Origin of the sequence: Pseudomonas sp. PDM19 (genome assembly GCF_014852215.1) — a bacterium.
Lineage (GTDB): Bacteria > Pseudomonadota > Gammaproteobacteria > Pseudomonadales > Pseudomonadaceae > Pseudomonas.
The window spans coordinates 588,571-613,947 of the sequence record NZ_JACVBG010000005.1; the positions used below are offsets into that span (position 1 = coordinate 588,571).

At 67.2% G+C, this 25,377-nt stretch carries 22 protein-coding genes; 10 read left to right on the plus strand and 12 right to left on the minus strand.

Translation table 11 applies throughout. From position 1 onward, the window contains the following. Positions 1–41: 41 nt before the first annotated feature. The 5 genes from IB273_RS29195 to IB273_RS29215 form a co-directional block, all read right to left on the minus strand. Positions 42–2,426, minus strand: coding sequence for a TonB-dependent receptor (locus IB273_RS29195; RefSeq protein WP_192225628.1), 2,385 nt, complete (start codon positions 2,424–2,426; stop codon positions 42–44). A 350-nt stretch (positions 2,427–2,776) separates the two neighbouring features. Beyond that, the gene (locus tag IB273_RS29200; protein WP_192225629.1) at positions 2,777–3,709 is read right to left on the minus strand and encodes a FecR family protein; all 933 of its coding nucleotides are present in this window, start codon (positions 3,707–3,709) and stop codon (positions 2,777–2,779) included. Further along, on the minus strand, positions 3,706–4,227 hold the full coding sequence (locus IB273_RS29205) for a sigma-70 family RNA polymerase sigma factor (protein ID WP_192225630.1): 522 nt from the start codon (positions 4,225–4,227) through the stop codon (positions 3,706–3,708). The genes IB273_RS29200 and IB273_RS29205 overlap by 4 nt, the downstream gene beginning before the upstream one ends. A 102-nt stretch (positions 4,228–4,329) precedes the next feature. Then, positions 4,330–4,662: a DOPA 4,5-dioxygenase family protein gene (locus IB273_RS29210; RefSeq protein WP_151188868.1), complete on the minus strand. Its 333-nt coding sequence runs from the start codon at positions 4,660–4,662 to the stop codon at positions 4,330–4,332. After that, a complete protein-coding gene (locus IB273_RS29215; RefSeq protein WP_151188867.1) occupies positions 4,659–5,555 on the minus strand; it encodes a choline sulfate utilization transcriptional regulator in 897 nt (298 codons plus the stop codon). The genes IB273_RS29210 and IB273_RS29215 overlap by 4 nt, the downstream gene beginning before the upstream one ends. A gap of 129 nt (positions 5,556–5,684) precedes the next feature. On the opposite strand from IB273_RS29215, the gene betC reads away from it, so the two are divergent. The 3 genes from betC to IB273_RS29230 are packed head-to-tail and all read left to right on the plus strand — an operon-like array spanning position 5,685 to position 9,738. After that, positions 5,685–7,202 carry a choline-sulfatase gene (gene betC, locus IB273_RS29220; protein WP_192225631.1) on the plus strand — a complete coding sequence of 506 codons (1,518 nt, stop codon included), beginning with the start codon at positions 5,685–5,687 and terminating at the stop codon, positions 7,200–7,202. A gap of 30 nt (positions 7,203–7,232) precedes the next feature. Then, positions 7,233–8,171: a choline ABC transporter substrate-binding protein gene (gene choX / locus IB273_RS29225; protein ID WP_192225632.1), complete on the plus strand. Its 939-nt coding sequence runs from the start codon at positions 7,233–7,235 to the stop codon at positions 8,169–8,171. Between the two features lie 7 nt (positions 8,172–8,178). Then, positions 8,179–9,738 carry a SulP family inorganic anion transporter gene (locus IB273_RS29230; RefSeq protein ID WP_192225633.1) on the plus strand — a complete coding sequence of 520 codons (1,560 nt, stop codon included), beginning with the start codon at positions 8,179–8,181 and terminating at the stop codon, positions 9,736–9,738. Positions 9,739–9,982: 244 nt separating this feature from the next. Here IB273_RS29230 and aroE read toward each other — a convergent pair whose 3' ends face one another. Next, complete coding sequence (gene aroE / locus IB273_RS29235) at positions 9,983–10,825, minus strand: shikimate dehydrogenase (RefSeq protein ID WP_192225634.1); 843 nt, start codon at positions 10,823–10,825, stop codon at positions 9,983–9,985. A 116-nt stretch (positions 10,826–10,941) separates the two neighbouring features. Beyond that, positions 10,942–11,856, minus strand: a complete 915-nt coding sequence (gene hemF, locus IB273_RS29240) for an oxygen-dependent coproporphyrinogen oxidase (RefSeq protein ID WP_081518953.1) — start codon at positions 11,854–11,856, stop codon at positions 10,942–10,944. 182 nt (positions 11,857–12,038) lie between these two features. Here hemF and IB273_RS29245 point away from each other — a divergent pair, with 182 nt between their 5' ends. After that, positions 12,039–13,016 (plus strand): NADPH:quinone reductase, encoded by a 978-nt coding sequence (locus IB273_RS29245; protein ID WP_192225635.1) that lies wholly within the window; start codon positions 12,039–12,041, stop codon positions 13,014–13,016. Between the two features lie 37 nt (positions 13,017–13,053). Here the strand turns inward: IB273_RS29245 and IB273_RS29250 are convergent, their stop codons facing one another. The 3 genes from IB273_RS29250 to IB273_RS29260 all read right to left on the minus strand — a co-directional run bounded on the left by IB273_RS29250 (position 13,054) and on the right by IB273_RS29260 (position 15,909). Beyond that, positions 13,054–13,611, minus strand: a complete 558-nt coding sequence (locus tag IB273_RS29250) for an L-threonylcarbamoyladenylate synthase (protein ID WP_081518955.1) — start codon at positions 13,609–13,611, stop codon at positions 13,054–13,056. 41 nt (positions 13,612–13,652) lie between these two features. Next, positions 13,653–14,753, minus strand: coding sequence for a DNA-processing protein DprA (gene dprA / locus IB273_RS29255; RefSeq protein ID WP_192225636.1), 1,101 nt, complete (start codon positions 14,751–14,753; stop codon positions 13,653–13,655). A gap of 130 nt (positions 14,754–14,883) precedes the next feature. Beyond that, positions 14,884–15,909 (minus strand): LysM peptidoglycan-binding domain-containing protein, encoded by a 1,026-nt coding sequence (locus tag IB273_RS29260; RefSeq protein ID WP_192225637.1) that lies wholly within the window; start codon positions 15,907–15,909, stop codon positions 14,884–14,886. A gap of 137 nt (positions 15,910–16,046) precedes the next feature. Here IB273_RS29260 and def point away from each other — a divergent pair, with 137 nt between their 5' ends. The 6 genes from def (at position 16,047) to IB273_RS29290 (ending at position 22,318) form a co-directional block, all read left to right on the plus strand. After that, a complete protein-coding gene (gene def, locus IB273_RS29265; protein WP_045213670.1) occupies positions 16,047–16,553 on the plus strand; it encodes a peptide deformylase in 507 nt (168 codons plus the stop codon). Between the two features lie 55 nt (positions 16,554–16,608). Beyond that, a complete protein-coding gene (gene fmt / locus IB273_RS29270) occupies positions 16,609–17,553 on the plus strand; it encodes a methionyl-tRNA formyltransferase (RefSeq protein ID WP_192225638.1) in 945 nt (314 codons plus the stop codon). Beyond that, entirely contained in the window at positions 17,550–18,860 is a 1,311-nt protein-coding gene (gene rsmB, locus IB273_RS29275) for a 16S rRNA (cytosine(967)-C(5))-methyltransferase RsmB (RefSeq protein WP_192225639.1), read from the plus strand. Before fmt ends, rsmB begins: the two co-directional genes overlap by 4 nt. 150 nt (positions 18,861–19,010) lie before the next feature. After that, complete coding sequence (gene trkA, locus IB273_RS29280) at positions 19,011–20,384, plus strand: Trk system potassium transporter TrkA (protein ID WP_017518880.1); 1,374 nt, start codon at positions 19,011–19,013, stop codon at positions 20,382–20,384. 127 nt (positions 20,385–20,511) lie between these two features. Next, entirely contained in the window at positions 20,512–21,963 is a 1,452-nt protein-coding gene (locus IB273_RS29285) for a TrkH family potassium uptake protein (RefSeq protein WP_192225640.1), read from the plus strand. Between the two features lie 37 nt (positions 21,964–22,000). Beyond that, positions 22,001–22,318 carry a tetratricopeptide repeat protein gene (locus tag IB273_RS29290; RefSeq protein WP_192225641.1) on the plus strand — a complete coding sequence of 106 codons (318 nt, stop codon included), beginning with the start codon at positions 22,001–22,003 and terminating at the stop codon, positions 22,316–22,318. 130 nt (positions 22,319–22,448) lie between these two features. On the opposite strand, the gene IB273_RS29295 is transcribed toward IB273_RS29290, so the two are convergent. Further along, the gene (locus tag IB273_RS29295) at positions 22,449–23,828 is read right to left on the minus strand and encodes an aspartate aminotransferase family protein (RefSeq protein WP_192225642.1); all 1,380 of its coding nucleotides are present in this window, start codon (positions 23,826–23,828) and stop codon (positions 22,449–22,451) included. Between the two features lie 16 nt (positions 23,829–23,844). Further along, positions 23,845–25,302, minus strand: coding sequence for an NAD-dependent succinate-semialdehyde dehydrogenase (locus tag IB273_RS29300; protein ID WP_192225643.1), 1,458 nt, complete (start codon positions 25,300–25,302; stop codon positions 23,845–23,847). Positions 25,303–25,377: the final 75 nt, after the last annotated feature.

The following is a 25,377-nucleotide window of genomic DNA, read 5'->3' on the forward strand; positions in this document are numbered from 1 at the left end:
GATTTGGCTAGAGAGCTTTCTGGCTCTGAATTTCCAGGCCCTCAGTACTCCAGGCTCCAGCCCAGGGTGAAGGTACGCCCGCGACCCTGGTAGTCGTACAGATAGGCCGGCCCGTAGGTCGGCGAATAGAACAGCGCGGCGCGCTGGCCCCAGACGGTGCTGTACTGCTTGTCCAGCAGGTTCTGGATACCGGCGCTGAAGGTGCCGAAACCGGTCTTCTGCTCGCCCATCAGGTCGAAGGTGGTGTAGCCGTCGATCTCGTGGTCCGCATCGTCCTTCAGGTTGAAGGCGTGCTGGCCCTGCAGGCGGGCACTGCGGGTGCCGTCGCTCCAGCCGACGAACGCGGTGGACTTGGACAGCGACGCATAGCGCGCATCGCGCTTGATCCAGTCACCGTCGGCATCCTCTTCCTCCGAGCGCACCAGGTGCAGCGTGGAACCGCCCTGCCAGCCACTCTCGAAGTAGCGGGTGACCGCGCCCTCGAAGCCGAAGTCGCGGCTTTTCTGGTCCTGCACGTCGATGGTCAGGGTCGCCTGGTCGGTGGTGATGATCTTGTCCGACCAGATGTAATACACCGCCGCCTGGGTCTGCCACTGCATGTCGCTGTAGCGCCAGCCGGTCTCGACCTGGCGGCTCTTGATGCCGGCCAGCGGGTTGTCGTCCACCGACAGGCCGGCCTTGCCGTAGTACTTGGCCGGATCGGGCAGGTCGAAGCCTTCGCTGTAGTTGGTCCAGACCTGATGGCCGTTCTTGAAGTCGTAGATCGCGCCGAGGTTGAACAGGTTGACCTGGTAGTCGTTGCTGCCGCCGGGCACGCCTTTGAAATCGTCCACCTCCACGTCCATCTTCTGGTGGCGGGCGCCGCCGGAAATGGTCAGGTTGTCGGTGGCCTTCCAGTCCAGCTGGCCGTATACCGACAGGCCGTCGACGATGTAGCTGGGGTAACGCGGCGCACTGCTGGCGGTTTCCAGGTCCAGGCCGCCACTCTCGGAAGACAGGCGCTGGTCGAAGACCTTCTGCTCGGCGTTGAAGCGTTCGTGGTCGAAGTCCACGCCGTAGGTGAACTTCAGCGAATCCCACTGCTTGCTGAAGAGTCCCTTCAGGCCGCTGACCTCGAAGTTCTGCTGCGAGGCGGCGAAGTACACGCCCTTCGAGCCGGTTGGCTTGCCGGTGTTGTAGTAGGGGAAGGGATAGAAGTTGTCGTCTTCCTTGCGGTAGTACGCCTGCAGATAGAAGTCCTGGTCCAGCAGGTTGTTGTGATGGTAGTTGGCATTGAGCAGCACGCGGCGGGTGCGCGGCTCGAGGTCGGTGTCCATGCCGCTGCGGATCTGCGCATCTTCCAGGTCCGAGGGCGCCTGGTACTTCAGGTTGGGAAAGTAGATGCCGGTGCTGCCATCGTTGCCCGAGTCGTAGTACTGCGCCAGCAAGTCGAGGCTCTGCTCATCGGTGAACTGCGCGGTGAGGTTGCCCATCACGTCGACGGTGCGGTTGTACTGCAGGTCGGTCTGGGTGTTGTCGATGAAAATCTGGTTGCCGGCGCCGTCGTAGAAGGCTTCGTTCTTCTCCGCCGAGACGCCCAGGCGGCCGACCACGCTGTCATTGCCACCGCTGATGGATTGCGCGGCGCGGGTCGAGAGGTCGTCGCTGTTGTTAAAGCCACTGCTGGCGCCCAGTTGTGTTTCGAAGCGGGTATCGCCGGCCGCGCCCTTCTTGGTGATGATGTTGATGATGCCGCCGGTGGCGCCGCCGCCGTAGATGGCGCTGGCGCCGGAGAGCACTTCGATGCGCTCGACGTTGAACGGCGAGATGCTGTCGAACTGCCGTGACAGGCCGCGCGAGCTGTTCTGGCTGACGCCGTCGATCATCACCAGCACGTTGCGCCCGCGCATGTTCTGGCCGTAGTTGGTGCGGCCTTCCGGCGCCAGGTCGAGACCGGGGACCAGCTTGCCGACGGCTTCCTTGAGGCTCACGCCGGTGTCCAGCTGCTCGCGCAGCTGGGTCTGGTCCACCACCCAGACGGTGCCAGGAATCGAGCTGATCTCGGTGGGCGTGCGCGCCGCCACGCTGATCTGCATCGGCGCCAGGCTCAAGGCCGCGGAATCGTCCTTCTCGCGCTTGAGCAGCACGGTGCGCTCGTCGGTGAAACGCCAGCTCACGCCGCTGCCGGAAAGCAGCTGGTTCAGCGCCTCCTCGGTGCTGTAGGTGCCGTCCAGCCCTTCGCTCTGCAGGCCCTGGATGTCCTCGGAATTGAACAGCAGGTGCAGCCCGGCCTGGTCGGCGAACTGGGTCAGCGCGCTGTCCAGGCTACGCGGGGCGATGTGCAACTCGACGGCGGCGGAGCCGGCCGCGTGGGCCAGGGGAGCGGCGGCGCCGAGCAGGGAAGCCAGCAACAGCGCGCGGTGCAGCGGGGAAGGACGGTAATGCATGCGGGTGAAATCCGTTCTTGTGTGGGCAGGGTCGCGTAGTGAGAATTTTTCGCGTTCCTGCCTACGACGAAACGGCCGGGCAAACCTTGCAGTGCTAAATGCAAAAAATTTTCATTTTCTTGTGTGAGCGGGCGGGAATCGCTCTCGCAGGGCGAATGAAGCGGCACGCTTCATTCGCCGATACCGCGTGCGCGCGATCGCGGGCATGGCTAGGCGCCCCCGCCCGTCCTACAGGGTGCGGCCGAACTTTCCGGCGGACCGTAGGATGGCGTGGAGCGAAGCGATACCCATCAATCCCGTGCGCGATCAGCATGGGTATCGCTCCGCTCCACCCATCCTACGAAGAGCTATCAGGCCTTCGGGGCGGGGCGGATCAGTACCAGCCAGGGCAGGTGGGTAACGCTCACCGGCTGCAACCGCTCCAGGGTCTTGAGCAGGGCGCCGGGGTCTTGCAGGTCGAAAACGCCGCTGACCTTGTGCTGGCGCAGCGCGCTGTCGGTCAGCACGATGCGGCCGGGCACGTAGCGCTCCAGTTCATCGAGCACCTCGCCCAGCGGACGCTGGTTGAAGATCAGCTTGCCGCGCTGCCAGGCACTGGCGCTGGACAGGTCCAGCGGCTGCACCGGTTCGGGCGCGGCGCTGTCGCGGTAGCTCAGGCGCTCGCCAGCGGAAAGCCGCACCGGCTCGCTGCCGGCGCTGTTCACCTGGACCACCCCTTCGGTCACGTCCACGCGCACCTGCGGCCCGCGGCTGTCGACATCGAAGCGCGTACCCACGGCGCGCACTTCGCCGCCCCTGGCCTCGACGATGAACGGCCGCGACGGGTCCTTGGCCACCTCGAACAACGCCTCGCCGCCATGCAGCCGCAGGCGCCGCTGCTGCGGGCTGAAGTCGACGGACAACGCACTGTCGCTGTTCAGCCAGACGCGGCTGCCGTCGGCCAGCTCCAGCATCCGCCGCTCACCGGTGCGAGTGGCGTAATCGGAGTACAACCCGGCCAGCGGCTCGGGCAGGGCGATGGTCAACGCAACGGCCGCAACGCACGCAGCGGTGGCCAGCGCCAGCAAACGACGGGGGCGCCGCGCGCGCTGGCGATAGCGCTGGGCGCTGCGGGTTTCCGGCAAGGCGCCCCACAGGGCTTCGGCCTCGCGGGCGGCGAGCTCGTGCTCCGCGCTCTGCCCGCGCCAGCGCAGGAAGTCCATGCGCTCGGCGGCCCCGGCGTTGCCCGAATGCAGCTGCACCAGGCGCTCGATGGCCTCGTCGGAAAGGTCCACGCGGCTCATGGCGTGCCCTCCTGACGCTGCGCCCAGTCGCGGCAATGACGCATGGCCTGAACGATGTACTTGCCCACCATGCTCTCGGAGACCCCCAGGCGCTGGGCGATCTGCGCGTGGGTGAGGCCGTCGAGGCGGCTCATCAGCAGCGCCTCGCGGGCGTTCGTGGGCAACTGGTCGAGGGCGGCGTCCAGGTGTTCCAGCGCCTCATGGGCGAGCAGGCGGTGCTCCAGCCCGGACGCGGGATCGCTCAGGTCGTTGGCGGCGGTTTCGTCGACATGCAGCTCCGCCAGCCGGCCCTCGCGGCGCAGGTTGTCGATGGCGATGTTGCCGGCCACCCGGAACAGGTAGGCGCGCGGGTCCTGCACCTCGGTTTCGGCGGGGTGGTCGGCCAGGCGCAGCCAGGTGTCCTGGGCAACGTCGGCCGCGCGCTGGTTGTCCCCCAGCCTGCGGGCGAGGAAGCGCATCAGGTCCGCGTAGTGCGCCTGGAAGCTCTGCAGCAGGGAGGAGGAGGCGAAGCGCCGCATGATGGCCGAAATACCCTGGAAAATCGGCCAACGTCTGTCAGGCCGATACGAAGGGTGGGCAGCATACACCGAATCGAGAATTATTATCGAATGCAAAAAATGTCAGCTCGTGAACTGCGAGAGGTCCAGCGGCCGCACTGCGCCCAGCCACATGGCGTAGTCGCGGTGATCGCGCAGGTCGTTGCCGGTGTTGGGGTGGACGAACACCACCAGGCCGTCACGGTTCAGCGCCAGCCACGGCACCAGGGTGGCGAAGGTGGCGTTGTCGAAAGCCAGCTGGCAGCTCCAGTCCGGGTGCGGGCCGACCGGCCGCTCGTGGACGCGGCCCATTTTCGCGCCGAAGCGGCGCGCGGCCTCCTCACACAGCGCGCGGGCGCGCTCGATGCTGCCAGCGTCGAAATAGACGTGGGCGTGGAAGTCCTGAATCTCGCTCATCGGTCCTGCTCCAGTTCCGCCTGCAGCCAGTCGACGAAACGCTGCACCAGGCGCATCCGCCGTTTGCGCTCGGGCAGCACGGCGTAATAGCCGAAGCGCGACTGCTGCGATCCGGCGATGGGTCGGCACAGTAACCCCTGTTCCAGCAGTTCGTCGACCAGATGCCGCCAGCCGATGGCCACGCCCTGCCCGGCGATGGCCGCCTGCACCAGCAGGGTGTAGTTGTCGAAACGCAGCCCGGCCGGGGCTGGCGCGCCGTCGATGCCCAGCGCGCGATAGACGCCGCCCCAGTCGAACCAGCGGCTGGAAGCCTCGGGCTTGAGGTGCAGCAGCGGCAATTCGGTGAGTGCCTGGGGCGACAGCGGCAGCTCGCGGCCTTCGAGCAGGCGCGGGCTGCACACCGGGAAGACTTCCTCGCTGAACAGGCGCAACGCCTCGCCATGCTTGAAGCGCCCGTCGCCGAAGGCAATGGCCACATCGATGTCGCTGCGCAGGGCAATCGGGCTGCGGTCGCTGCTGATCAGCCCGACGTCCAGCTCCGGATGCGCCTGGCGGAAGCGCGGCAGGCGCGGCATCAGCCAGTACGCGGCGAAGGCGAAGTCGGTAGCGACCTGCAGCACTTCGTGGGGATGTCGCGCGGTGACCGCGGCGATACCGGCGTCGATGCTCTCCAACCCGACCTGAACGTGCTGCTGCAGCACCTGTCCACTTTCGGTGAGGGCAATGCCCCGGTGGATGCGGTCGAACAGGCGCACGGCGAGGAGCTTCTCCAGGCGCTTGATCTGCTGGCTGACCGCCGGCTGGGTGGTGCCCAGCTCGCCGGCGGCGGCGGTGAAGCTGAGCAGCCGCGCGGCGGACTCGAACACGCGCAGCAGTTCCAGCGGCACGCTCATGGCTTGCTCTCGCATAAGCAGGTGTTATCCGAAGCATGCCGCGCCATGCGCTTTACCCCTAATCCAGCAGCCAACAGACTCGTACCGCACAGCATCCCATAACAGCGCCAACAGGATAAGCCCAACGCCATGAAGCGCCAGCGCCCGAACATCCTCTTCATCATGGCCGACCAGATGGCCGCGCCGCTCCTGCCCTTCTACGACGCCCAGTCGCCCATCAAGCTGCCCAACCTCTCGCGCCTCGCCGGTGAAGGCGTGGTCTTCGACTCGGCCTACTGCAACAGCCCGCTCTGCGCGCCCTCGCGCTTCACCCTGGTGAGCGGCCAGCTGCCGACGAAGATCGGCGCCTGGGACAACGCCGCCGACTTTGCCGCCGACATCCCCACCTACGCGCACTACCTGCGCCGCCTCGGCTACCGCACCGCACTGTCGGGCAAGATGCACTTCTGCGGTCCGGACCAGCTGCACGGCTACGAGGAGCGCCTGACCAGCGACATCTACCCCGCCGACTACGGCTGGGCGGTGAACTGGGACGAGCCGGACGTGCGCCCGAGCTGGTACCACAACATGTCCTCGGTACTGCAGGCCGGCCCGTGCGTGCGCACCAACCAGCTCGACTTCGACGAGGAGGTGGTGTTCAAGGCGCGCCAGTACCTCTACGACCACGTGCGCGAACACCCCGAGCAGCCGTTCTGCCTCACCGTGTCCATGACCCACCCGCACGACCCCTACACCATCCCGCGCGAGTACTGGGACCTGTACCGCGACGAGGACATCCCGCTGCCCTCGGTGCAGATCGCCCAGGACGAGCAGGACCCGCACTCCCGGCGCCTGCTCAAGGTGATCGACCTGTGGGGCCAGGAGATGCCCGAAGAGAAGGTGCGCGCCGCCCGCCGCGCCTACTTCGGCGCGTGCAGCTATGTCGACGCGCAGATCGGCGCGCTGCTGCGCACCCTGGAGGATTGCGGCCTGTCCGATGACACCCTGATCGTGTTCTCCGGCGACCACGGCGACATGCTTGGCGAGCGCGGTCTCTGGTACAAGATGCACTGGTTCGAGATGGCCGCCCGCGTGCCGCTGCTGGTGCACGCGCCCAAGCGTTTCGCCGCGCATCGGGTCAGCCAGTCGGTGTCCACCGTCGACCTGCTGCCGACCCTCGTCGAACTGACCGGCGGGCAGGTCGAGCCCGGCGTCGATCTCGACGGCCGCTCACTGCTGCCGCACTTGCAAGGCACTGGCGGCCACGACGAAGTGATCGGCGAATACACCGCCGAAGGCACCGTCAGCCCGCTGATGATGATCCGTCGCGGCGACTTCAAGTTCATCTACTCCGAGCAGGACCCTTGCCTGCTGTTCGACGTCGCCAACGATCCGCGCGAGCTGCAGAACCTCATGGATTCGCCGGCCCACGCCAACCTGGTACGCGACCTGCTGGGTGAAGCCCGCGCGCGCTGGGATGTGCCCGCCATCACCCGGCAGGTACTGGCCAGCCAGCGACGCCGCCGCCTGGTCGCCGACGCGCTGACCCACGGCACGCTGAAAAGCTGGGATCACCAGCCCCTGGTCGACGCCAGCCAGCAGTACATGCGCAACCACATCGACCTCGACGATCTGGAGCGCCGCGCCCGCTATCCGCAACCGAAATAACAACCACAACACGCCGAAGGGGAAGGGAGCATGACCAAGCGCACCGTACGACAAGCATCCGCACTATTGCTGGCCAGCGCACTGGCGCTGGGCGGCCCGCTGGCCCGGGCCGAAGATGAAGCCTGCAGTACGGTGAAGCTGGCCGATCCGGGCTGGACCGACATCGCCGTCACCAATGGCATCGCCGCTTTCCTCCTCGAAGGCCTGGGCTACAAGGTGAAGATCGACACCCTGTCGGTGCCCATCACCTACGGCGGCCTGCGCGACGGCCAGGTCGACGCCTTCCTCGGCAACTGGATGCCGGCGCAACAGGGCTTCCACGACCAGTTCATCGCCAGCCAGCAGGTCACCCAGCTGGCGAAGAACCTGCAGGGCACCGAGTTCACCCTGGCCGTGCCGACCTACGTTTGGAACGCCGGGGTGAAGACCTTCGACGACCTCGACAAGCACGCCGAGCAGTTCAACAGGAAGGTCTACGGCATCGGCTCCGGCGCGCCGGCCAACCAGTCGATCCAGAAAATGATCAGCGGCGACGAGTTCGGCCTGGGCGACTGGAAGCTGGTGGAATCCAGCGAACAGGCGATGCTCGCCGAGGTCGGCCGCGCAGTGAAGCGCGAGCGCTGGGTGGTGTTCCTCGGCTGGACGCCGCACCCGATGAACGTGAAGTACGACATGAAGTACCTCGCCGGCGGCGAGAAGTACTTCGGCAGCACCGGCAGCGTGTTCACCGTGACCCGCAACGGCTACACCGAGCAATGCCCGAACAGCGGCAAGCTGCTGGCCAACCTGTCCTTCGACCTGAAGATGGAGAACGCCATCATGGCCGAAGTGCTGGAAAAGAACGTGAAGAACCCCGACGCGGTGAAAGCCTGGATCAAGGCCAACCCGCAGAGCCTCGACACCTGGCTGCAGGGCGTGAAGACCCGCGACGGCGGCGACGCGCTGGCCGCCGTGAAGGCCAAGCTGTAGGCCGTCGATGGAGCGCCTGATCCGCCTGCTGCCGTTCCTCGCCTGGCTGCCCCAGGTCAGCGCGCGCGACCTGCGCCGCGACCTGGGAGTCGGACTCTCCGGCGCGGTGCTCGCCCTGCCGCAGTCCATGGCCTACGCACTGATCGCCGGACTGCCGGCGGAGTACGGGCTCTACGCGGCGATGCTGCCGGTGCTGATCGCCTGTCTATGGGGTTCGTCGAAACACATGGTCGGCGGGCCGACGGCGGCGATCTCGGTGGTGCTGTTCACCGCCATCGCCCCGCTGGCGCCGCCGGGCAGCGCGCAGTTCATCCAGTACGCGCTGCTACTGACCTTCCTTGCCGGGCTGTTCCAGTGGCTGCTGGGCATGCTGCGTTTCGGCGTGCTGGTGAACTTCGTCTCGCACTCGGTGCTGCTCGGCTTCACCTGTGGCGCCGCACTGGTGATCGTGATCGGCCAGTTGCCGTACCTGCTCGGCATCAGTGCAGCGGGGCAGGCCACCGCGCTGACCAGCGCCGCCGCGCTCTGGTGGAAGCTGCCGCAGTTCCACGGGCCATCGCTGCTGGTGGGACTGTTCAGCCTGGTGCTGAGCCTGATCGTCAAACGCCTGTGGCGGCGCGGGCCGGCATTGCTGGTCGGCCTGCTCGGCGCTGGCGCGCTGGTCTGGGCGATGCCGACGACCTTTGCCGAGGTGGCCAGGGTGGCTGCCTTCCGCAGCGCGCTGCCACCGCTCAGCGCATTGTCGTTCGACCTCTCCGCCATCGCCCAGCTGCTCCCCGCCGCCGTGGCCTGCGGCATGCTCGGGCTGGTCACCAGCCTGTCGATTGCCCGCGCCCTGGCGGCGCGCTCGCACCAGGCGCTGGACGCCAACCAGGAAGTGCGCGCGCAGGGGCTGTCCAACCTGATCGGGCCGTGGCTGTCCGGCACCCTGTCCGCCGGCTCCTTCACCCGTTCCGGACTGAACCAGGATGCCGGGGCACGCACGCCGCTGGCCGGGGTCTTCTCGGCGCTGTGGGTCGCGCTGCTGGCAGTGGCCGGCGCCGGCCTGATCACCCATATCCCGCTGCCGGCGATGGCCGCCGGCATCCTGCTGATCTGCTGGAACCTGATCGATCGCCCCGCGCTGCGCGCACTGTGGAAAGGCAGCCGAGCGGAATCCCTGGTGATGCTGCTGACCCTCGCCGCCACCCTGCTGCTGCCGCTGCAGAACGCCATCTACGCCGGCGTGCTGGCGTCGCTGTTCTTCTACCTCAAGCGCACCTCGCAGCCGCGCGTGCAGCAGTGGGAGAAGGAGGACGAGGCAGTGTTGCGCATCGAAGGCTCGATCTTCTTCGGCGCCTGCGACTACCTGCAGAAACTGATGCAGCACAGCCGTGGCGAACGCCTGGTACTGGACGCCCACCACGTGAACTTCATCGACTTCGCCGGTGCGCAGATGCTCCAGCAGGAAGCCCGCCGTCTGGCCAGCGAAGGCCGCAGCCTGGTGCTGCGCAACGCCCGGCCACGGGTGCGCGCGGAGCTGGAAAGACAGATGGGGAAGGGCGGGGTGTTGCTGGTCGAGGAGTAGGTGTGCGCTTTTGCTTCACACCTTTGGGGTTGGGGTGCCCCGTTACAGGAGCGACCGTCCTTCACCGGATGATTCCGTGCTGGCGCTGTCCCCCTCACCCCAGCCCTCTCCCTCAGGGAGAGGGAGCAAATCGTGCCGGCTGACGCTGTGGTTTCATCCGGCACCGAACGGTCCCCTCTCCCCCTGGGAGAGGGTTAGGGTGAGGGCCGATCCGAGCGCAGGAGTAACCCAGGGGGAGCCCCGATCAGCCCTTGAGCTGACGGCGCAACTCCTCCAGCACCGGCGCCGAATCCGGGCGCACGCCGCGCCACAGCAGGAAGGCTTCCGCCGCCTGCTCGACCAGCATACCCAGCCCGTCGATGCAGCGCGCCGCACCGTGTTCGGCGGCCCAGCGGTTGAAGGCCGTCACGTCCTTGCCGTACATCATGTCGTAGCAGACGGTATGCCCCGGCTTGATCAGCGAAGGATCGATGGGCGGCAGCTCGCCGGCCAGGGAGGCCGAGGTGCCGTTGACGATCAGGTCGAAGGGCTCGGCGCGCAGGTCGAAGGGCTCGGCGCGCAGGTCGAAGCCGCCACCGCTCACCGGGCCCAGGTCCTTGAAGGCTTCCGCCAGCTGTTCGGCCTTGGCCGCCGTGCGGTTGGCAATGACGATGCCGGCCGGCTGCTGGCCGAGGAAGGGTTCGAGGATGCCGCGCACCGCGCCACCGGCGCCCAGCACCAGGATGCGCGCACCACGCAGGACGACGCCGTGGTTCACCGTGAGGTCGCGGGTCAGCCCGGCGCCGTCGGTGTTGTCGCCCAGCAGCCCGCCACCTTCAAGCTTCTTCAGGGTATTCACCGCACCCGCCCGGCGCGCGCGCTCGCTCAGCTCGGTGGCCAGGCGGTAGGCGTCTTCCTTGAACGGCACGGTGACGTTACCACCCAGGCCCTCGGCGAAGAACTCGCGGGCGTTCCCGGCGAAGTCGTCCAGCGGCGCCAGTCGCGTGTCATAGCTCAGCGCCTGGCCGGTCTGCTCGGCGAACAGACGGTGGATCTGCGGCGACTTGCTGTGGCCGATGGGGTTGCCGAAGACGCAGTAGCGGTCCATTCAGAATCCTGGGACAAAAATGGTGGAAAGGCTCGGGATTGCCGGGTTTCTACCAGCGTACCCACCCTGTAGGAGCGGGCCCATGGGGCGCTCCTGCAGGTTCGCGAGAGTTCGACTCAGGCCTGCGCCAGCCAGTCCCGATCGGTGAGGAAGTACTCGGTCAGGCGCGCCTCTTCGCTGCCCGGCTCAGGTTTCCAGTCGTAACCCCAGCGCACCTGCGGCGGCAGCGACATGAGGATCGACTCGGTGCGCCCGCCCGACTGCAGGCCGAACAGGGTGCCGCGGTCGTAGACCAGATTGAACTCGACGTAGCGGCCGCGGCGGAAGGCCTGGAATTCACGTTGCTGCTCGGTGTAGGGGGTGTCCTTGCGCTTGCGCACGATGGGCAGGTAGGCGTCGATATAGGCATCGCCGATGGCACGCAGGAAGGCGAAGCTGGTGTCGAAGTCCCACTGGTTCAGGTCGTCGAAGAACAGGCCGCCGACACCGCGCGGTTCGTTGCGGTGCTTGATGTGGAAGTAGCGGTCGCACCATTCCTTGTAGCGCGGGTAGACGTCCTCGCCGAAGGGCGCACAGGCGTCGCGGGCGACCTGGTGCCAGAGCACACAGTCTTCCTCATGGGCGTAGTAGGGCGTCAGGTCGAAGCCGCCGCCGAACCACCAGACCGCTTCCTCGCCTTCCTTCTCGGCGATGAAGAAGCGCACGTTGGCGTGGGAGGTCGGCACGTGGGGGTTGGTCGGGTGGATCACCAGCGACACGCCCAGCGCCTGGAAGCCGCGCCCGGCGAGTTCCGGACGGTGCGCGCTGGCACTCGGCGGCAAACCGGCGCCGAACACGTGGGAGAAGTTCACGCCGCCCTTCTCGATCAGCGCGCCATCGCCGATCACCCGCGTCCGACCACCACCGCCCGCCGGCCGCTGCCAGGCGTCCTCGACGAAACGAGCGCTGCCGTCCTCGGCTTCGAGTGCGGCGCAGATGCGGTCTTGCAGGTCGAGCAGGTAGGCCTTCACGGCCTCGATGCGGTCGGTCACGAGAATCACCTTGGAGCGGGAAAGCCACGCGTGGCGCGGGCCGGAGCGGAGTTCAGGTACGAAAACGGGGGCAAGCATACCATCGGAGCTGGCAAAGCTGGTCTTGACGCCCGTCATGCGTGCGGCTTGGATGAAAGTCTTTTCCCCGGCGAGGCAGAGCCTCGCGCCCTCAGGAGAGCGACATGGCCAAGCGTGTTCAATTCGCCAAGACCGGCGGCCCGGAAGTCCTCGAAATCGTCGACTACACCCCGGCCGAGCCGGGCCCGAACGAGGTGCGGGTGCGCAACCGCGCCATCGGCCTGAACTTCATCGACACCTACTACCGCAGCGGCCTGTACCCCGCGCCGAGCATGCCCTCCGGGGTCGGCACCGAAGGCGCCGGCGAGGTGGAGGCAGTGGGTAGCGCGGTGACCAACGTGAAGGTCGGCGACCGCGTCGGCTACGCCACCGGCCCGCTGGGCGCCTACAGCGAGCAGCACACGCTGCCGGCGGCCAGCGTGGTGAAGCTGCCGGATGCGATCACCTTCGAGCAGGCCGCCGCGGTCATGCTCAAGGGCCTGACCGTGCAGTACCTGCTGCGCCAGACCTACAACGTGCAGCCGGGCCAGACCATCCTCTGGCATGCGGCGGCCGGCGGCGTCGGGCTGATCGCCTGCCAGTGGGCGAAGGCCATCGGCGCGCACCTGATCGGCACCGTGAGCTCCGCCGCCAAGGCGGAGCTGGCGAAGTCCCACGGCGCCTGGGCAACCATCGACTACAGCCACGAGAACGTGGTCGAGCGCGTGCTCGCACTCACCGACGGCAGGAAGTGCCCGGTGGTCTACGACTCGGTGGGCAAGGACACCTGGCTGACCTCGCTGGACTGCACCGCCCAGCGTGGCCTGGTGGTGAGTTTCGGCAACGCCTCCGGCCCGGTGGACGGGGTAAACCTGGGCATCCTGTCGCAGAAGGGCTCGCTCTACGTCACCCGGCCGACGCTATTCGGCTATGCCAGTACGCCGGAGCGCCTGCAGGCCATGGCCGACGACCTGTTCGGCATGATCACCAGCGGCAAGGTAAAAGTGGAGATCAACCAGCGCTTCGCCCTGGCCGAGGCGGCCAAGGCGCAAACCGAACTGGCGGCGCGGCGCACCACCGGGTCGACCATCCTGCTGCCGTAAGGAATGTATCCGTAGGCAGGACGGGGCCCTTACAGAGTCAGGAGGGCCTGACGGTCTCGCCGGTACGCAGATCGCGGATCAGGCTCGGATTACGGCGCCCGCCCAGGGCGCCCCCGAGCACGCCATCCAGCTCGCCACGGAAATACTGCTCGACGCGCAGGCGGCTGCGCGCGGCAGGGCGGCCGGCGGGGTTGGCAGAGGTGGAGATGAGCGGGCCGGTGAAGCGGCACAGTTCGCGTACCAGCGGGTGGTCGGTGACGCGCAGGGCGACGGTCTCGTGCTCGCCGGTTACCCACTCGGGCAGGCGCCCCTGGTGCGGCACCAGCCAGGTATTCGGACCGGGCCAGCTGTTGGCGAGCTTGTCCTGCCAGGCTTCGGGCAGGTCTTCGAGGAGGAAGTCGAACTGGCGGATGTCGCCGGCCACCACGATCATGCCCTTTTCCACCGGGCGCGCCTTGATCGCCAGCAGGCGGTACACGGCGTCGGCGCTCCACGGGTCGCAGCCCAGGCCCCAGACGGCTTCGGTCGGGTAAGCGATCACACCGCCGTCGCGCACGACCTGGGCCATGCGCTGGGTACGCCAGTTGCTGTACATCGTGAAGTCCTCGGATCTGCGATGCGCGGCAGTTTACGTGCTCAGGGGGCTCGATGCACCCAGACGCCGGCCTCGCAGGCCACCCGCCCGTCCAGCTCCAGCTCGGTGAGTTCCGCCAGCAGCTGCGGCAGCTGCAGGCCGCTGCGCAACGCCAGCTGCTCGCTGCTTTGCGGTGCCGCGCGCAGCAGGTCGACCAGTGGGTGAGGCGGCAAGGCTGGCGCGACCTCTACTGTCGGCGCAGCGTGCGTCCACCCCTGCAAGCCTTCGAGGATGTGCTCGACCGTTTCCACCAGCATCGCTCCCTGGCGGATCAGCTCGTGGCAGCCACGCGCGCCGGGATGATGGATGGAGCCGGGAATCGCATAGACCTCGCGGCCCTGCTCTGCAGCCAGCCGCGCCGTGATCAGCGACCCGCTCGAGGGGCTGGCTTCCACCACCAGGGTGCCCAGTGACAGGCCACTGATGATCCGGTTGCGCCGCGGGAAGTTCGAAGCCTGGGGTGCGGAGTCCAGCGGCAGTTCGGAGATCACCGCGCCGCCCTGCTCGACGATGCGTTTCGCCAGCCCGAGGTGGCGACGCGGGTAGAGGTGCTCCAGGCCCGTGCCCAGCACCGCCACCGTCTTTCCTGCGGCCTCCAGCGCCCCTTCATGGGCTGCGCCGTCGATACCCAGCGCCAGCCCGCTGGTGATCACGAAGCCTCCGCCGGCCAGGCTGCGGGCGAACGCCCGAGCGGTATCCAGCCCCGGCTTGCTGGCCCGGCGACTGCCGACCATCGCCAGTTGCGGGCGTTCCAGCAGCCCCGGATCGCCGGCCAGGAACAACAGTGGCGGTGCATCATCCAGCTCGGCGAGCAGAGCGGGGTAACCGGGGGCGTCCCACATGACCAGATGATGCTCCGGCGCCTCCAGCCAGCGCAGCGCCTGCGCCGCCTGTTCACGGATGGAAGCATCGCGGCGTGGCTCTGCGCAGACGGCGGGCAACCCCAGGGAGCGCCAGGCAGCCGCGGGCGCACTCATCGCGGCGGAAGCCGAGCCGAAGGCCTCCAGCAGGCGGCGAAAGCGCCGGGGGCCCAACTCAGGCAGGCCGTGCAGGCGCAGCCGTGCTTCGAGTTCGGACGGGGGGAGAGTCGGGTCTTGGGGCATGGCGCAGTCCTGGGCGTGGGGCAGACGCCGGACTATGCCGCGCCAGCCGTAGCCCCCGCTGTCGGACCCTTCCGGATCGCGCCCACAAAAAACCCCGCCGGAGCGGGGTTTTCTTCAGGTCATGCGCGCATCATGGATTCTGAACGCGGTCGTTGACCTCGAGCGAACGGGTGGCGGTCAGCACCAGGCCGTAGCTCAGGCGGTTGTAGGTGCGGAAGATCATCACCAGGCCCGAGCGCTCGTCCGGGATCTTCACCATGTCTTCGGTGACGCGGTCGCGCACGGTTTCGCCCAGCTTGTAGATCGCCAGCACGTTGCCTTCGGCCAGACCATCGCGGGCGCCCTTGTCGATGGTCACCACGTCGTACTTGCCGATCTGCGTCACCCCGCGCGGCACATCGATGATGGTGCCCTTGATCGGGGTGCTTGGCTCGCTGGGCATGAAGGTAGACGTGATCGCGCGCTCCTCGGTGGGGAACAGGCGGTCGCCCGAACGGACTTCCTGGGTGGTGCGGGTCAGGTTCAGGGTAGCGATATCGCTTTCCTTCGCCGTGACGTTGGCGCTGCCGACGTCCATGGCGTCGACGCCCAGGACTTCGTTGGTTTCCGGGTCGGTGTAGACCTTGGCCTGGCGGAAGATGCCGTAGCTGCTCTCTTCGGACAGCGAGTTGCCGCGAGCGTAGGCGCGGTCGCCGGCGCCGCTGATCACGCTTTCGGCGTCACCCGCAACCACATAGGGGGCGTTGGCGAATTCGTCAGAGCTGTCGACGATGCGGTTGGACAGCAGGAAGGCGTTGATCTTGTCCAGCGGGATGGTCGGGATCGCCTCGGCGATCGGGGTGCTGCGTACCCGCGGCGACAGCTTGATGGTCCCGCGCGACTCGCCGCGGTTGAGCATCAGGCGTGGCTGGCCGTCGATGTAAGTGAGGCTCAGCACGTCACCCGGATAGATCAGGTGCGGGTTCTGAATCTGCGGATTCACCTGCCAGATTTCCGGCCACTTCCACGGCTTGCTGAGGAACTTGCCGGAGATGTCCCAGAGGGTGTCGCCCTTCACTACGGTATAGCGATCCGGATGGCCTTCCTTGAGCTGCACGGCAGCCTGCGCCACCCCGCCTGCGGCGAGCAGCAGCAGGGCGAGTAGTGTTTTCCTCATGCGGTGAATCCCTTTATTATGTGTACACATGAAACGCCTGGAAGCCGCCCCTACCGCGCTTTCCAGCGTTTTTCGATGCTGCTCAGCATATTAGCAGCCGATTTTGACTTTATTCCACAAGTGCATCACAAACGTATATGGCCATTCTGAACATTCTCGAATTCCCCGATCCGCGCCTGCGGACCATCGCCAAGCCCGTCACGGTCTTCGATGACGCCCTGCGAACGCTGATCGACGACATGTTCGAGACCATGTACGAGGCGCCGGGTATTGGCCTGGCCGCCACGCAGATCAACGTGCACAAGCGCGTCGTGGTGATGGACCTGTCCGAGGACAAGTCCGAACCCCGGGTCTACATCAACCCCGAGTTCGAATTCCTCACCGAGGAAATGGACCAGTACCAGGAAGGCTGCCTGTCGGTGCCCGGCTTCTACGAAAATGTAGACCGTCCGCAGAAAGTGCGGATCAAGGCCCAGGACCGCGATGGCAATCCGTTCGAGGAAGAGGCCGAAGGCCTGCTCGCGGTGTGCATCCAGCACGAGTGCGATCACCTCAACGGCAAGCTGTTCGTCGACTACCTGTCCAACCTCAAGCGCGACCGCATCCGCAAGAAGCTGGAAAAGCAGCACCGGCAACAGGCGTGACCCCATCCCCCAAAGGCTTGCCCCGGCAAGCCTTTTGTTTTTTTGTGAGCCCGATATGAGCCAAGCACTGCGCATCGTTTTCGCCGGCACCCCGGAATTCGCCGCCGAACACCTCAAGGCCCTGCTCGATACTCCCCATGAGATCGTCGCCGTCTACACCCAGCCGGATCGCCCGGCCGGCCGCGGCCAGAAGCTGATGCCCAGCCCGGTCAAGCAGCTCGCCCTGGAGAACGGCCTGCCGGTTCTGCAGCCGCCGACCCTGCGCGACCCCGCCGCCCAGGCCGAATTGGCCGCGCTCAAGCCGGACCTGATGGTGGTGGTGGCCTACGGGCTGATTCTGCCGCAGCTGGTGCTGGATATCCCGCGCCTGGGCTGCATCAACAGCCACGCCTCCCTGCTGCCCCGCTGGCGCGGCGCCGCGCCGATCCAGCGCGCGGTGGAAGCCGGCGACGCCCAGAGCGGCGTGACCGTGATGCAGATGGAAGCGGGCCTGGACACCGGGCCGATGCTGCTCAAGGTCAGCACGCCGATTTCCGCCGATGACACCGGCGGCAGCCTGCATGACCGTCTCGCCGAGCTCGGCCCGAAGGCCGTGGTCGAGGCCATCGCCGGCCTCGCCGCCGGCACGCTCAAGGGCGAGGTGCAGGACGATGCCCTGGCCACCTACGCGCACAAGCTGAACAAGGAAGAGGCGCGCATCGACTGGTTGCGCCCGGCCGACGAGCTGGAGCGCCGCATCCGCGCCTTCACGCCCTGGCCGGTCTGCCACACCACACTCGGCGAAGCCACGCTGAAAGTGCTCGGCGCCAAGCCGGCAGAAGGCAAGGGCGAGCCCGGAAAGATCCTCGACGCCAGCCGCGAAGGTCTGCTGGTCGCCTGCGGTGAAGGCGCGCTGCTGCTGACCCGCCTGCAACTGCCCGGCGGCAAGCCGCTGGCCTTCGCCGACCTGTTCAACAGCCGTCGCGAGCAGTTCGCACCAGGACAGGTGCTGGGCGCATGAGTACCAATCCCCGTCTGGCAGCCGCCCGCGCACTGGCCGCCGTGCTCGCCGGCCGCGCCTCACTGGGCAGCTCGCTGCCGACCCAGCTGGAAAACGTCGAGCCGCGCGACCGTGGCCTGGTGCAGGAGCTGGCCTTCGGCAGCGCCCGCTGGCAGCCGCGCCTGTCCACCCTCGCTGCACGCCTGCTGCAGAAGCCGTTCAAGGCCGGCGACCGTGACGTCGAGGCCCTGCTGCTGGTCGGTCTGTACCAGCTGCTCTACACCCGTATTCCCCCGCACGCGGCGATCGGCGAGACCGTCGGCTGCGCGGACAAGCTGAAGAAGCCCTGGGCCAAGGGCCTGCTCAACGCCGTGCTGCGCCGCGCCCAGCGCGAGAGCGAAAGCCTGCTGGCCGAGGTCGACAAGGACCCGGCCGCGCGCCTGGCGCACCCGCGCTGGCTGCAGAAGGCCCTGAAGAAGTCCTGGCCGGAACAGTTCGAAGCGATCTGCGCCGCCAACAACGCGCACCCGCCAATGACCCTGCGGGTGAACCGCCGCCATGGCAGTCGCGATGACTATCTGGAAGAGCTGAACCGCGTCGGCTTCGAAGCGACCGCCTGCGCGTTCAGCCGCGACGGCATCAATCTTGTGCAGCCGTGCGACGTGCGCGAGCTGCCCGGCTTCGCCGAAGGCCGCGTCAGCGTGCAGGACGAGGCCGCGCAACTGGCTGCCGACCTGCTGGAGCTGGCGCCGAACCAGCGCGTGCTGGACGCCTGCTGCGCCCCCGGCGGCAAGACCTGCCACCTGATGGAAGCCGAGCCGGCGCTGGCTGGCGTGGTTGCCGTGGACCTGGAAGAAAGCCGCCTGGTGCGCGTACGGGAGAACCTTGCCCGCCTGCAGCTTTCGGCCGAACTGTTCGCCGCCGACGCCCGCGATACCGCCAAGTGGTGGGACGGCAAGGCGTTCCAGCGCATCCTGCTGGACGCACCGTGCTCCGCCACCGGTGTGATCCGCCGGCACCCGGACATCAAGCTGACCCGCACCGCCGAGGACATCGAGGCGCTGGCACAGCTGCAAGGCGAACTGCTCGACGCGCTGTGGGCGACCCTCGAAGTCGGCGGCGTGCTGGTCTATGCGACCTGCTCGGTGATGCCGCAGGAGAACAGCGAGCAGATCGCTGCGTTCCTCGGTCGCACCCCCGGTGCCCGCGAGCTGGACCTGCCCGGACCGTGGGGCGTCAAGCAACCCCATGGCCGCCAGCTGCTGCCGCAGGACGGCGGGCATGACGGCTTCTATTATGCCAAGCTCATCAAGATCTCGGCGCGCTAAGCAACACGGGCTGCTGCGCGTCGACGATACGTCGTCAGAGCACGGTTTCGAATGCTCATTTACATTCGTAAACTCCGCTTCCAAACCGCACTCTTCCTAGTCTCGTTCTAGCTCGCAATCCCTCCGTTAAGGAGTCAACAAAGAGCTCTCATGAAAATCATCATCCTCGGTGCCGGCCAGGTCGGCGGCACTCTGGCCGAGCACCTCGCCAGCGAAGCCAACGACATCACGGTCGTCGATACCGACGGCGAACGCCTGCGCGACCTCAACGACCGCCTGGACATCCGCACCGTCCACGGCAAGGCCTCGTTCCCCACCGTGCTGCGCCAGGCCGGCGCCGACGACGCCGACATGCTGGTGGCGGTGACCAACAGCGACGAGGTGAACATGGTGGCCTGCCAGGTCGCCTACACCCTGTTCAACACTCCCACCCGCATCGCCCGCGTGCGCGAGGCGGCGTACCTGACCCGCGCCGGGCTGTTCGACAACGAGGCGATCCCGGTCGACGTGCTGATCAGCCCCGAACAGGTGGTGACCAACTACATCAAGCGCCTGGTGGAGTACCCCGGCGCCCTGCAGGTGATCGACTTCGCCGAGGGCAAGGCACAGCTGGTGGGCATCCGCGCCTACTATGGCGGCCCACTGGTGGGGCAGGAGCTGCGCCAGCTGCGCGAGCACATGCCCAACGCCGATACCCGCGTGGCGGCGATCTACCGGCGCAACCGGCCGATCATTCCCCAGGGCGACACGGTGATCGAGGCCGACGACGAGGTCTTCTTCATTGCCGCCAAGGCCCACATCCGTGCCGTGATGGGCGAGATGCGCCGGCTCGAGGACAGCTACAAGCGGATCATCATCGCCGGCGGAGGCAACATCGGCGAGCGCCTGGCCGAGGCCATCGAGAGCCGCTACCAGGTGAAGATCATCGAGATGAACCCGGCCCGCTGCCGGCACCTGTCCGACAGCCTGGACAGCTCCATCGTGCTGCAGGGCAGCGCCTCGGACCGCGACCTGCTGCTGGAGGAGAACATCGGCGACACCGACCTGTTCCTCGCCCTGACCAACGACGACGAGGCCAACATCATGTCCTCGCTGCTAGCCAAGCGCCTGGGCGCGCGCAAGGTGATGACGCTGATCAACAACCCCGCCTACGTCGACCTGGTGCAGGGCGGCGAGATCGACATCGCCATCAGCCCGCAGCTGGCCACCATCGGCACCCTGCTGACCCACGTGCGTCGCGGCGACATCGAGAGCGTGCACTCCCTGCGCCGCGGCGCCGCCGAAGCCATCGAAGTGGTCGCCCACGGCGACGCCAAGTCGAGCAAGGTGATCGGCCGCAAGATCAACGAGGTGCAGTTGCCACCGGGCACTACGATCGGCGCGGTGATCCGCGACGACGACGTGCTGATCGCCCACGGCGAGACGAAGATCGAATCCGGCGACCACGTGATCCTCTTCGTGGTGGACAAGAAGCGCATCCGCGACGTCGAGCGGCTGTTCCAGGCCGGCCTGACCTTCTTCTGATCCTAGGGTGGGCCACCCTTGGGTGGCCCGCCAGATCAATCCGAGGCGGTTTCAGACAGGTCCTACTGCGCCAACCCGCTTCCCTTGTCACCCTGCGCGGCCTGTTCCAGCTTGCCTGCCTCCGGTCATGCGCTACTCCTCCATCGGTCGAATCCTCGGCGTGCTGCTGATGCTGTTCAGCGCCACGCACCTGCCGCCGCTGCTCGTGGACCTTCATTACGCCGAGCGTTCGTGGCAGCCCTTCGCGCTGTCGTTCCTGGTCACGCTGCTGACCGGCTTCGCCATCTGGTGGCCGTGCCGTCGGCACAAGCAGGATTTGCGCATCCGCGACGGCTACCTGGTGACGGCGCTGTTCTGGATCGTGCTGGGCTCGTTCGGCGCCTTGCCTTTCGCCCTGTCGGACGCGCCGCACATGGGTGTGGTCGATTCGCTGTTCGAGTCCTTCTCCGGCCTCAGCACCACCGGCGCCACCGTGCTCACCGGGCTCGATACGCTGCCCCACGCAATCCTCTACTACCGCCAGCAGCTGCAATGGCTGGGCGGCATGGGCATCGTGGTGCTGGCCGTGGCGGTGATGCCGATGCTGGGCATCGGCGGCATGCAGCTGTACCGCGCGGAAATGCCCGGCCCGTTGAAGGACCACAAGCTCTCGCCGCGCATCGCCGATACCGCCAAGACCCTGTGGTTCCTCTACTGCGGCCTGACCCTGGCCTGCGCGCTGGCCTACTGGGCGGCCGGCATGAACCTGTTCGACGCGGTCGGCCACAGCTTCTCGACCATCGCCATCGGTGGCTTTTCCACCCATGACGCCAGCATCGGTTATTTCGACAGCCCGCTGATCGAGCTGATCTGCATGACCTTCCTGGTGATTTCCGGGATCAACTTCAGCCTGCACTTCCTCGCCTGGCGCCAGCGCAGCCTGCGGCACTACCTGAAGGACACCGAGTGCCGGGCCTACCTCGGCATCCTGCTGGTGCTGTTCCTGATCACCGCGGCGACGCTGATCCTCAAGCACCACTACGACTCGCCGCTGCAGTCGATCCGCTACGCCGCGTTCATGGTGGTTTCGGTAGCGACCACCACCGGCTTCGGCCTGGCCGACTTCAGCAGCTGGCCGACCCTGCTGCCCTACCTGCTGCTCTACAGCACCTTCATCGGCGCCTGCGCCGGCTCCACCGGCGGCGGCATGAAGGTGATGCGCATGCTGCTGGTGTACCGCCAGGGCATGCGCGAATTCCTGCGCCTGCTGCATCCCAACGGGGTGTTCCTGGTGAAGCTGGGGCGGCGCACCGTGCCTGATCGCGTGGTGGAGTCGGTGTGGGCGTTCTTCTCAATCTACCTGCTCACCTTCGTCAGCCTGATGCTGGTGCTGCTGGCGCTGGGCGTGGATCAGCTCACCGCGTTCTCCACGCTTGCTTCCTGCCTGAACAACCTGGGCCCTGCACTGGGCGAGGCCGCAGTGCACTACGGCAGCCTGCCGGCCAGCGCCAAGCTGGTGCTGAGCCTGGCCATGGTGCTGGGGCGACTGGAGGTGTTCTCCCTGCTGATCCTGCTGACGCCCGCCTTCTGGCGCACTTGAATGAGGCACAATGGCGGCCTGCTGACGGAGGCTCGCCATGATCGACTCGCTGGAAAAGATGCTCGCCAAGGGCGTGGACAACTCGCTGCTGCGCTTCGGCCTGGGCAAGGGCTACCTGGACGCCGGCGACGCCGCCAGGGCCGCCGAGCACCTGCGCCGCTGCGTGCAGCAGGACCCGAAGTACTCCGCCGCCTGGAAGCTGCTGGGCAAGGCGCTGCAGACCCAGGGTGACCTGGATGGCGCGCGCACGGCCTGGACCGATGGTCTGGCCGCTGCAAAAGCCCATGGCGACAAGCAGGCGGAGAAGGAAATGACGGTGTTCCTGCGCAAGCTGGATAAGACAAAGGGCGCGTAAGCGCCCTTTTTATCGCCGCCAATTCAAGGCGACAGGGAGCGTAGGAGCGGACTGCGTCCGCGATCGATTGCCGGCCGCTCCGAGCTGGCCGGTGGCACATCGCGGATGAATCCGCTCCTACGAAGAGCCTTTACAGCACCTCCGCAGCCACCGCATCCACCGCCGCCTTGGCGATACCGACGACCTCGTCCGCTTCGGCGCGGGTCAGCACCAGCGGCGGGGCGAAGCCGAGGATGTCGCCGTGGGGCATGGCGCGGGCGATCATGCCGCGTTCCAGGCAGGCCGCCGAAACCTTCGGACCGACTTTCAGGGACGGGTCGAAAGGCTTGCGCGCCTCGCGGTCAGCCATGAACTCCAGCGCCGCCAGCATGCCATCGCCGCGCACCTCGCCCACCAGCGGATGGCCCTCGAAGGTCTGGCGCAGCTGCTGGTTGAGGTAGCCGCCGACTTCCGCCGCATTGGCGGTGATGTTCTCGCGCTCGAGGATGTCCAGGTTGGCCAGCGCCGCCGCCGCACAGATGGGGTGGCCGGAGTAGGTCCAGCCGTGACCCATGGCGCCTTCGCGGCTCGAAGCGCTGTCGATCACGTCCCACACCCTTTCGCCGACTATCACCGCCGACAGCGGCGCATAGGCGCTGGTCAGGCCCTTGGCGGTGGTGATCAAGTCCGGACGCATGCCGTAGCGCTGGCTGCCCATCTTGTCGCCGACGCGGCCAAAGGCGCAGACCACCTCGTCGGCGATCAGCAGCACGTCGTACTTCGCCAGCACCGCCTGGATCGCCTCCCAGTAGCCCTTGGGCGGGACGATGATGCCGCCGGTGCCCATCACCGGTTCGCCGATGAAGGCCGCGACCGTGTCCGGCCCTTCGGCGAGGATCAGGTTCTCCAGTTCCTGGGCGCAGTGACGCACGAAACTGGCTTCGTCCATGCCGGCCGGGGCCTTGTAGAAGTGCGGGCAGAGGGTGTGCTTGACGCCCTCCACCGGCAGGTCGAAGTGCTGGTGGAAGCTCGCCAGCCCGGTGAGGCTGCCAGTGACGATGCCCGAGCCGTGGTAACCGCGCTGGCGCGAGATGATCTTTTTCTTCTGCGGCCGACCCAGCACGTTGTTGTAGTAGCGCACCAGCTTGACCTGGGTCTCGTTGGCGTCGGAGCCGGAGAGTCCGTAGTAGACCTTCTTCATGCCCGCTGGCGCCCAGTCGCGGATGATCCGCGCGGACAGCTCGATGATCGCCTCGGAGGAGTGGCCCACATAGGTGTGGTAGTAGGCCAGCTGCGTAGCCTGCGCATGGATCGCGTCGGCGACTTCGGTGCGGCCGTAGCCGATGTTCACGCAGTACAGCCCGGCGAAGGCGTCGAGCAGCTCGCGGCCCTGGTGGTCGCGGATGCGCACGCCCGAGGCGCCGGTGATGATCCGCCCCGGCAACGCGCCGCTGGCGTGATCGTGGGCGTGTGTCGAGGGGTGCATGAAGTGCGCGCGGTCGTCTTCGAACAGCTTGGCGTAGTCGGTCATGGCGATGGTCTCCCGGTCAGATGGCGCCGTGGTGCAGGGCGAAGTACTTGGTTTCGACGAAGGGCTCGAAGCCCTCGCTGCCGCCTTCGCGGCCCAGGCCAGAAGCCTTCATGCCGCCGAAGGGAATGGGGTGGCCGGTGAACCTGGCGCCGTTGACCGCCACCATGGCGAACTCCAGGCGCCGCATCAGCGGCCAGATGTGATCCAGGCGTTGCCCACAAAGGTAGGCGGCCAGGCCGTACTCGGTGTCGTTGGCCTGCCGGACGGCTTCGTCCAGGTCGTCGTAAGCGCTGATGCCGGCGATGGGGGCGAAGTTTTCCTCGCGCCAGATGCGCATCTGCGGCGTGACATCGGCCAGCACGGTCGGCTGATGGAACCAGCCGCCCAGCGCATGGGGCTCACCGCCGGCAAGCAGGCGCGCGCCCTGGGCGATGGCGTCCTGCACGCGCTCGCAGGTGACGTCTAAGGCGCCCTGGTGCATCAGCGGGCCGATCTGGCTGCGCGAGTCGCTGGCCGGGCCGACGCGCAGCTCGCGCGCGGCGCGGGCGAAGCGCTGCAGGAAGGGTTCGTAGAGTTCGCGGGCAACCAGGATGCGGTTGGCCGCGCAGCAGTCCTGCCCGGAGGTCTGGAACTTGGCGTCGAGGGCGAACTGCACCGCCTGCTCCAGATCGGCATCGGGCAGCACGATGAAGGGCGCGTTGCCGCCCAGTTCCAAGGCGACTTTCTTCACGTCCCGGGCGGCGGCCTGCAGCACGAGTTTCCCCACCCGGGTCGAGCCGGTGAAGCTCACGGCGCGCACGCGGGTGTCGCCGACCAGGGTTTCCATGGCCATCTGCGGCTCGCCCAGCACCACGTTGAACACCCCGGCGGGGAAGCCGGCTTCTTCCGCCAGTTGCGCCAGGGCGAAGGCGGAGTAGGGCGTCTCGTGGGCCGGCTTGACCACCACGGTGCAACCCGCGGCCAGGGCGGCAGCGGCCTTGCGGGTGATCATCGCGCTGGGGAAATTCCACGGTGTGAGCAGGGCGGCGACGCCGACCGGCTCGACCACCGTACCCAGGTGCGCGTTGGGGATGTGACTGGGAATGTTGCGGCCGTTCAGCCGTCGCGCTTCCTCGGCGAACCAGGGAATGAAGCTGGCGGCGTAGTCGATCTCGCCGAGTGCTTCGGCCAGCGGCTTGCCCTGTTCCAGGCTGAGGATCTGCGCGAGGTCCTCGCGATGCTGGCGAATCAGCTCGGCCCAGCGGCGCAGCAGCGCGCCGCGTTCGTCCAGCGTGCGGGCTCGCCAGGCGGGGAAGGCGGCAGCGGCGGCGTCGACTGCGGCGACGATCTGCTCGCGATCGAGCAGCGGCACATGGCCAATGGCTTCGCGGGTAGCGGGGTTGTCGACGGCGATGCTGGTGCCGCTGGCGCTGTGCAGCCAGTGGCCATTCACATAGCAGAGCGACTTGAACAGCAGGGGATGGGCGAAGGACATGGCGGCGGCTCCCGGACGGTTGGCATGGAGACCATGCTAGGGGCCGGAGGCGCGCGGTTTTTTCCTAAGCGGGGG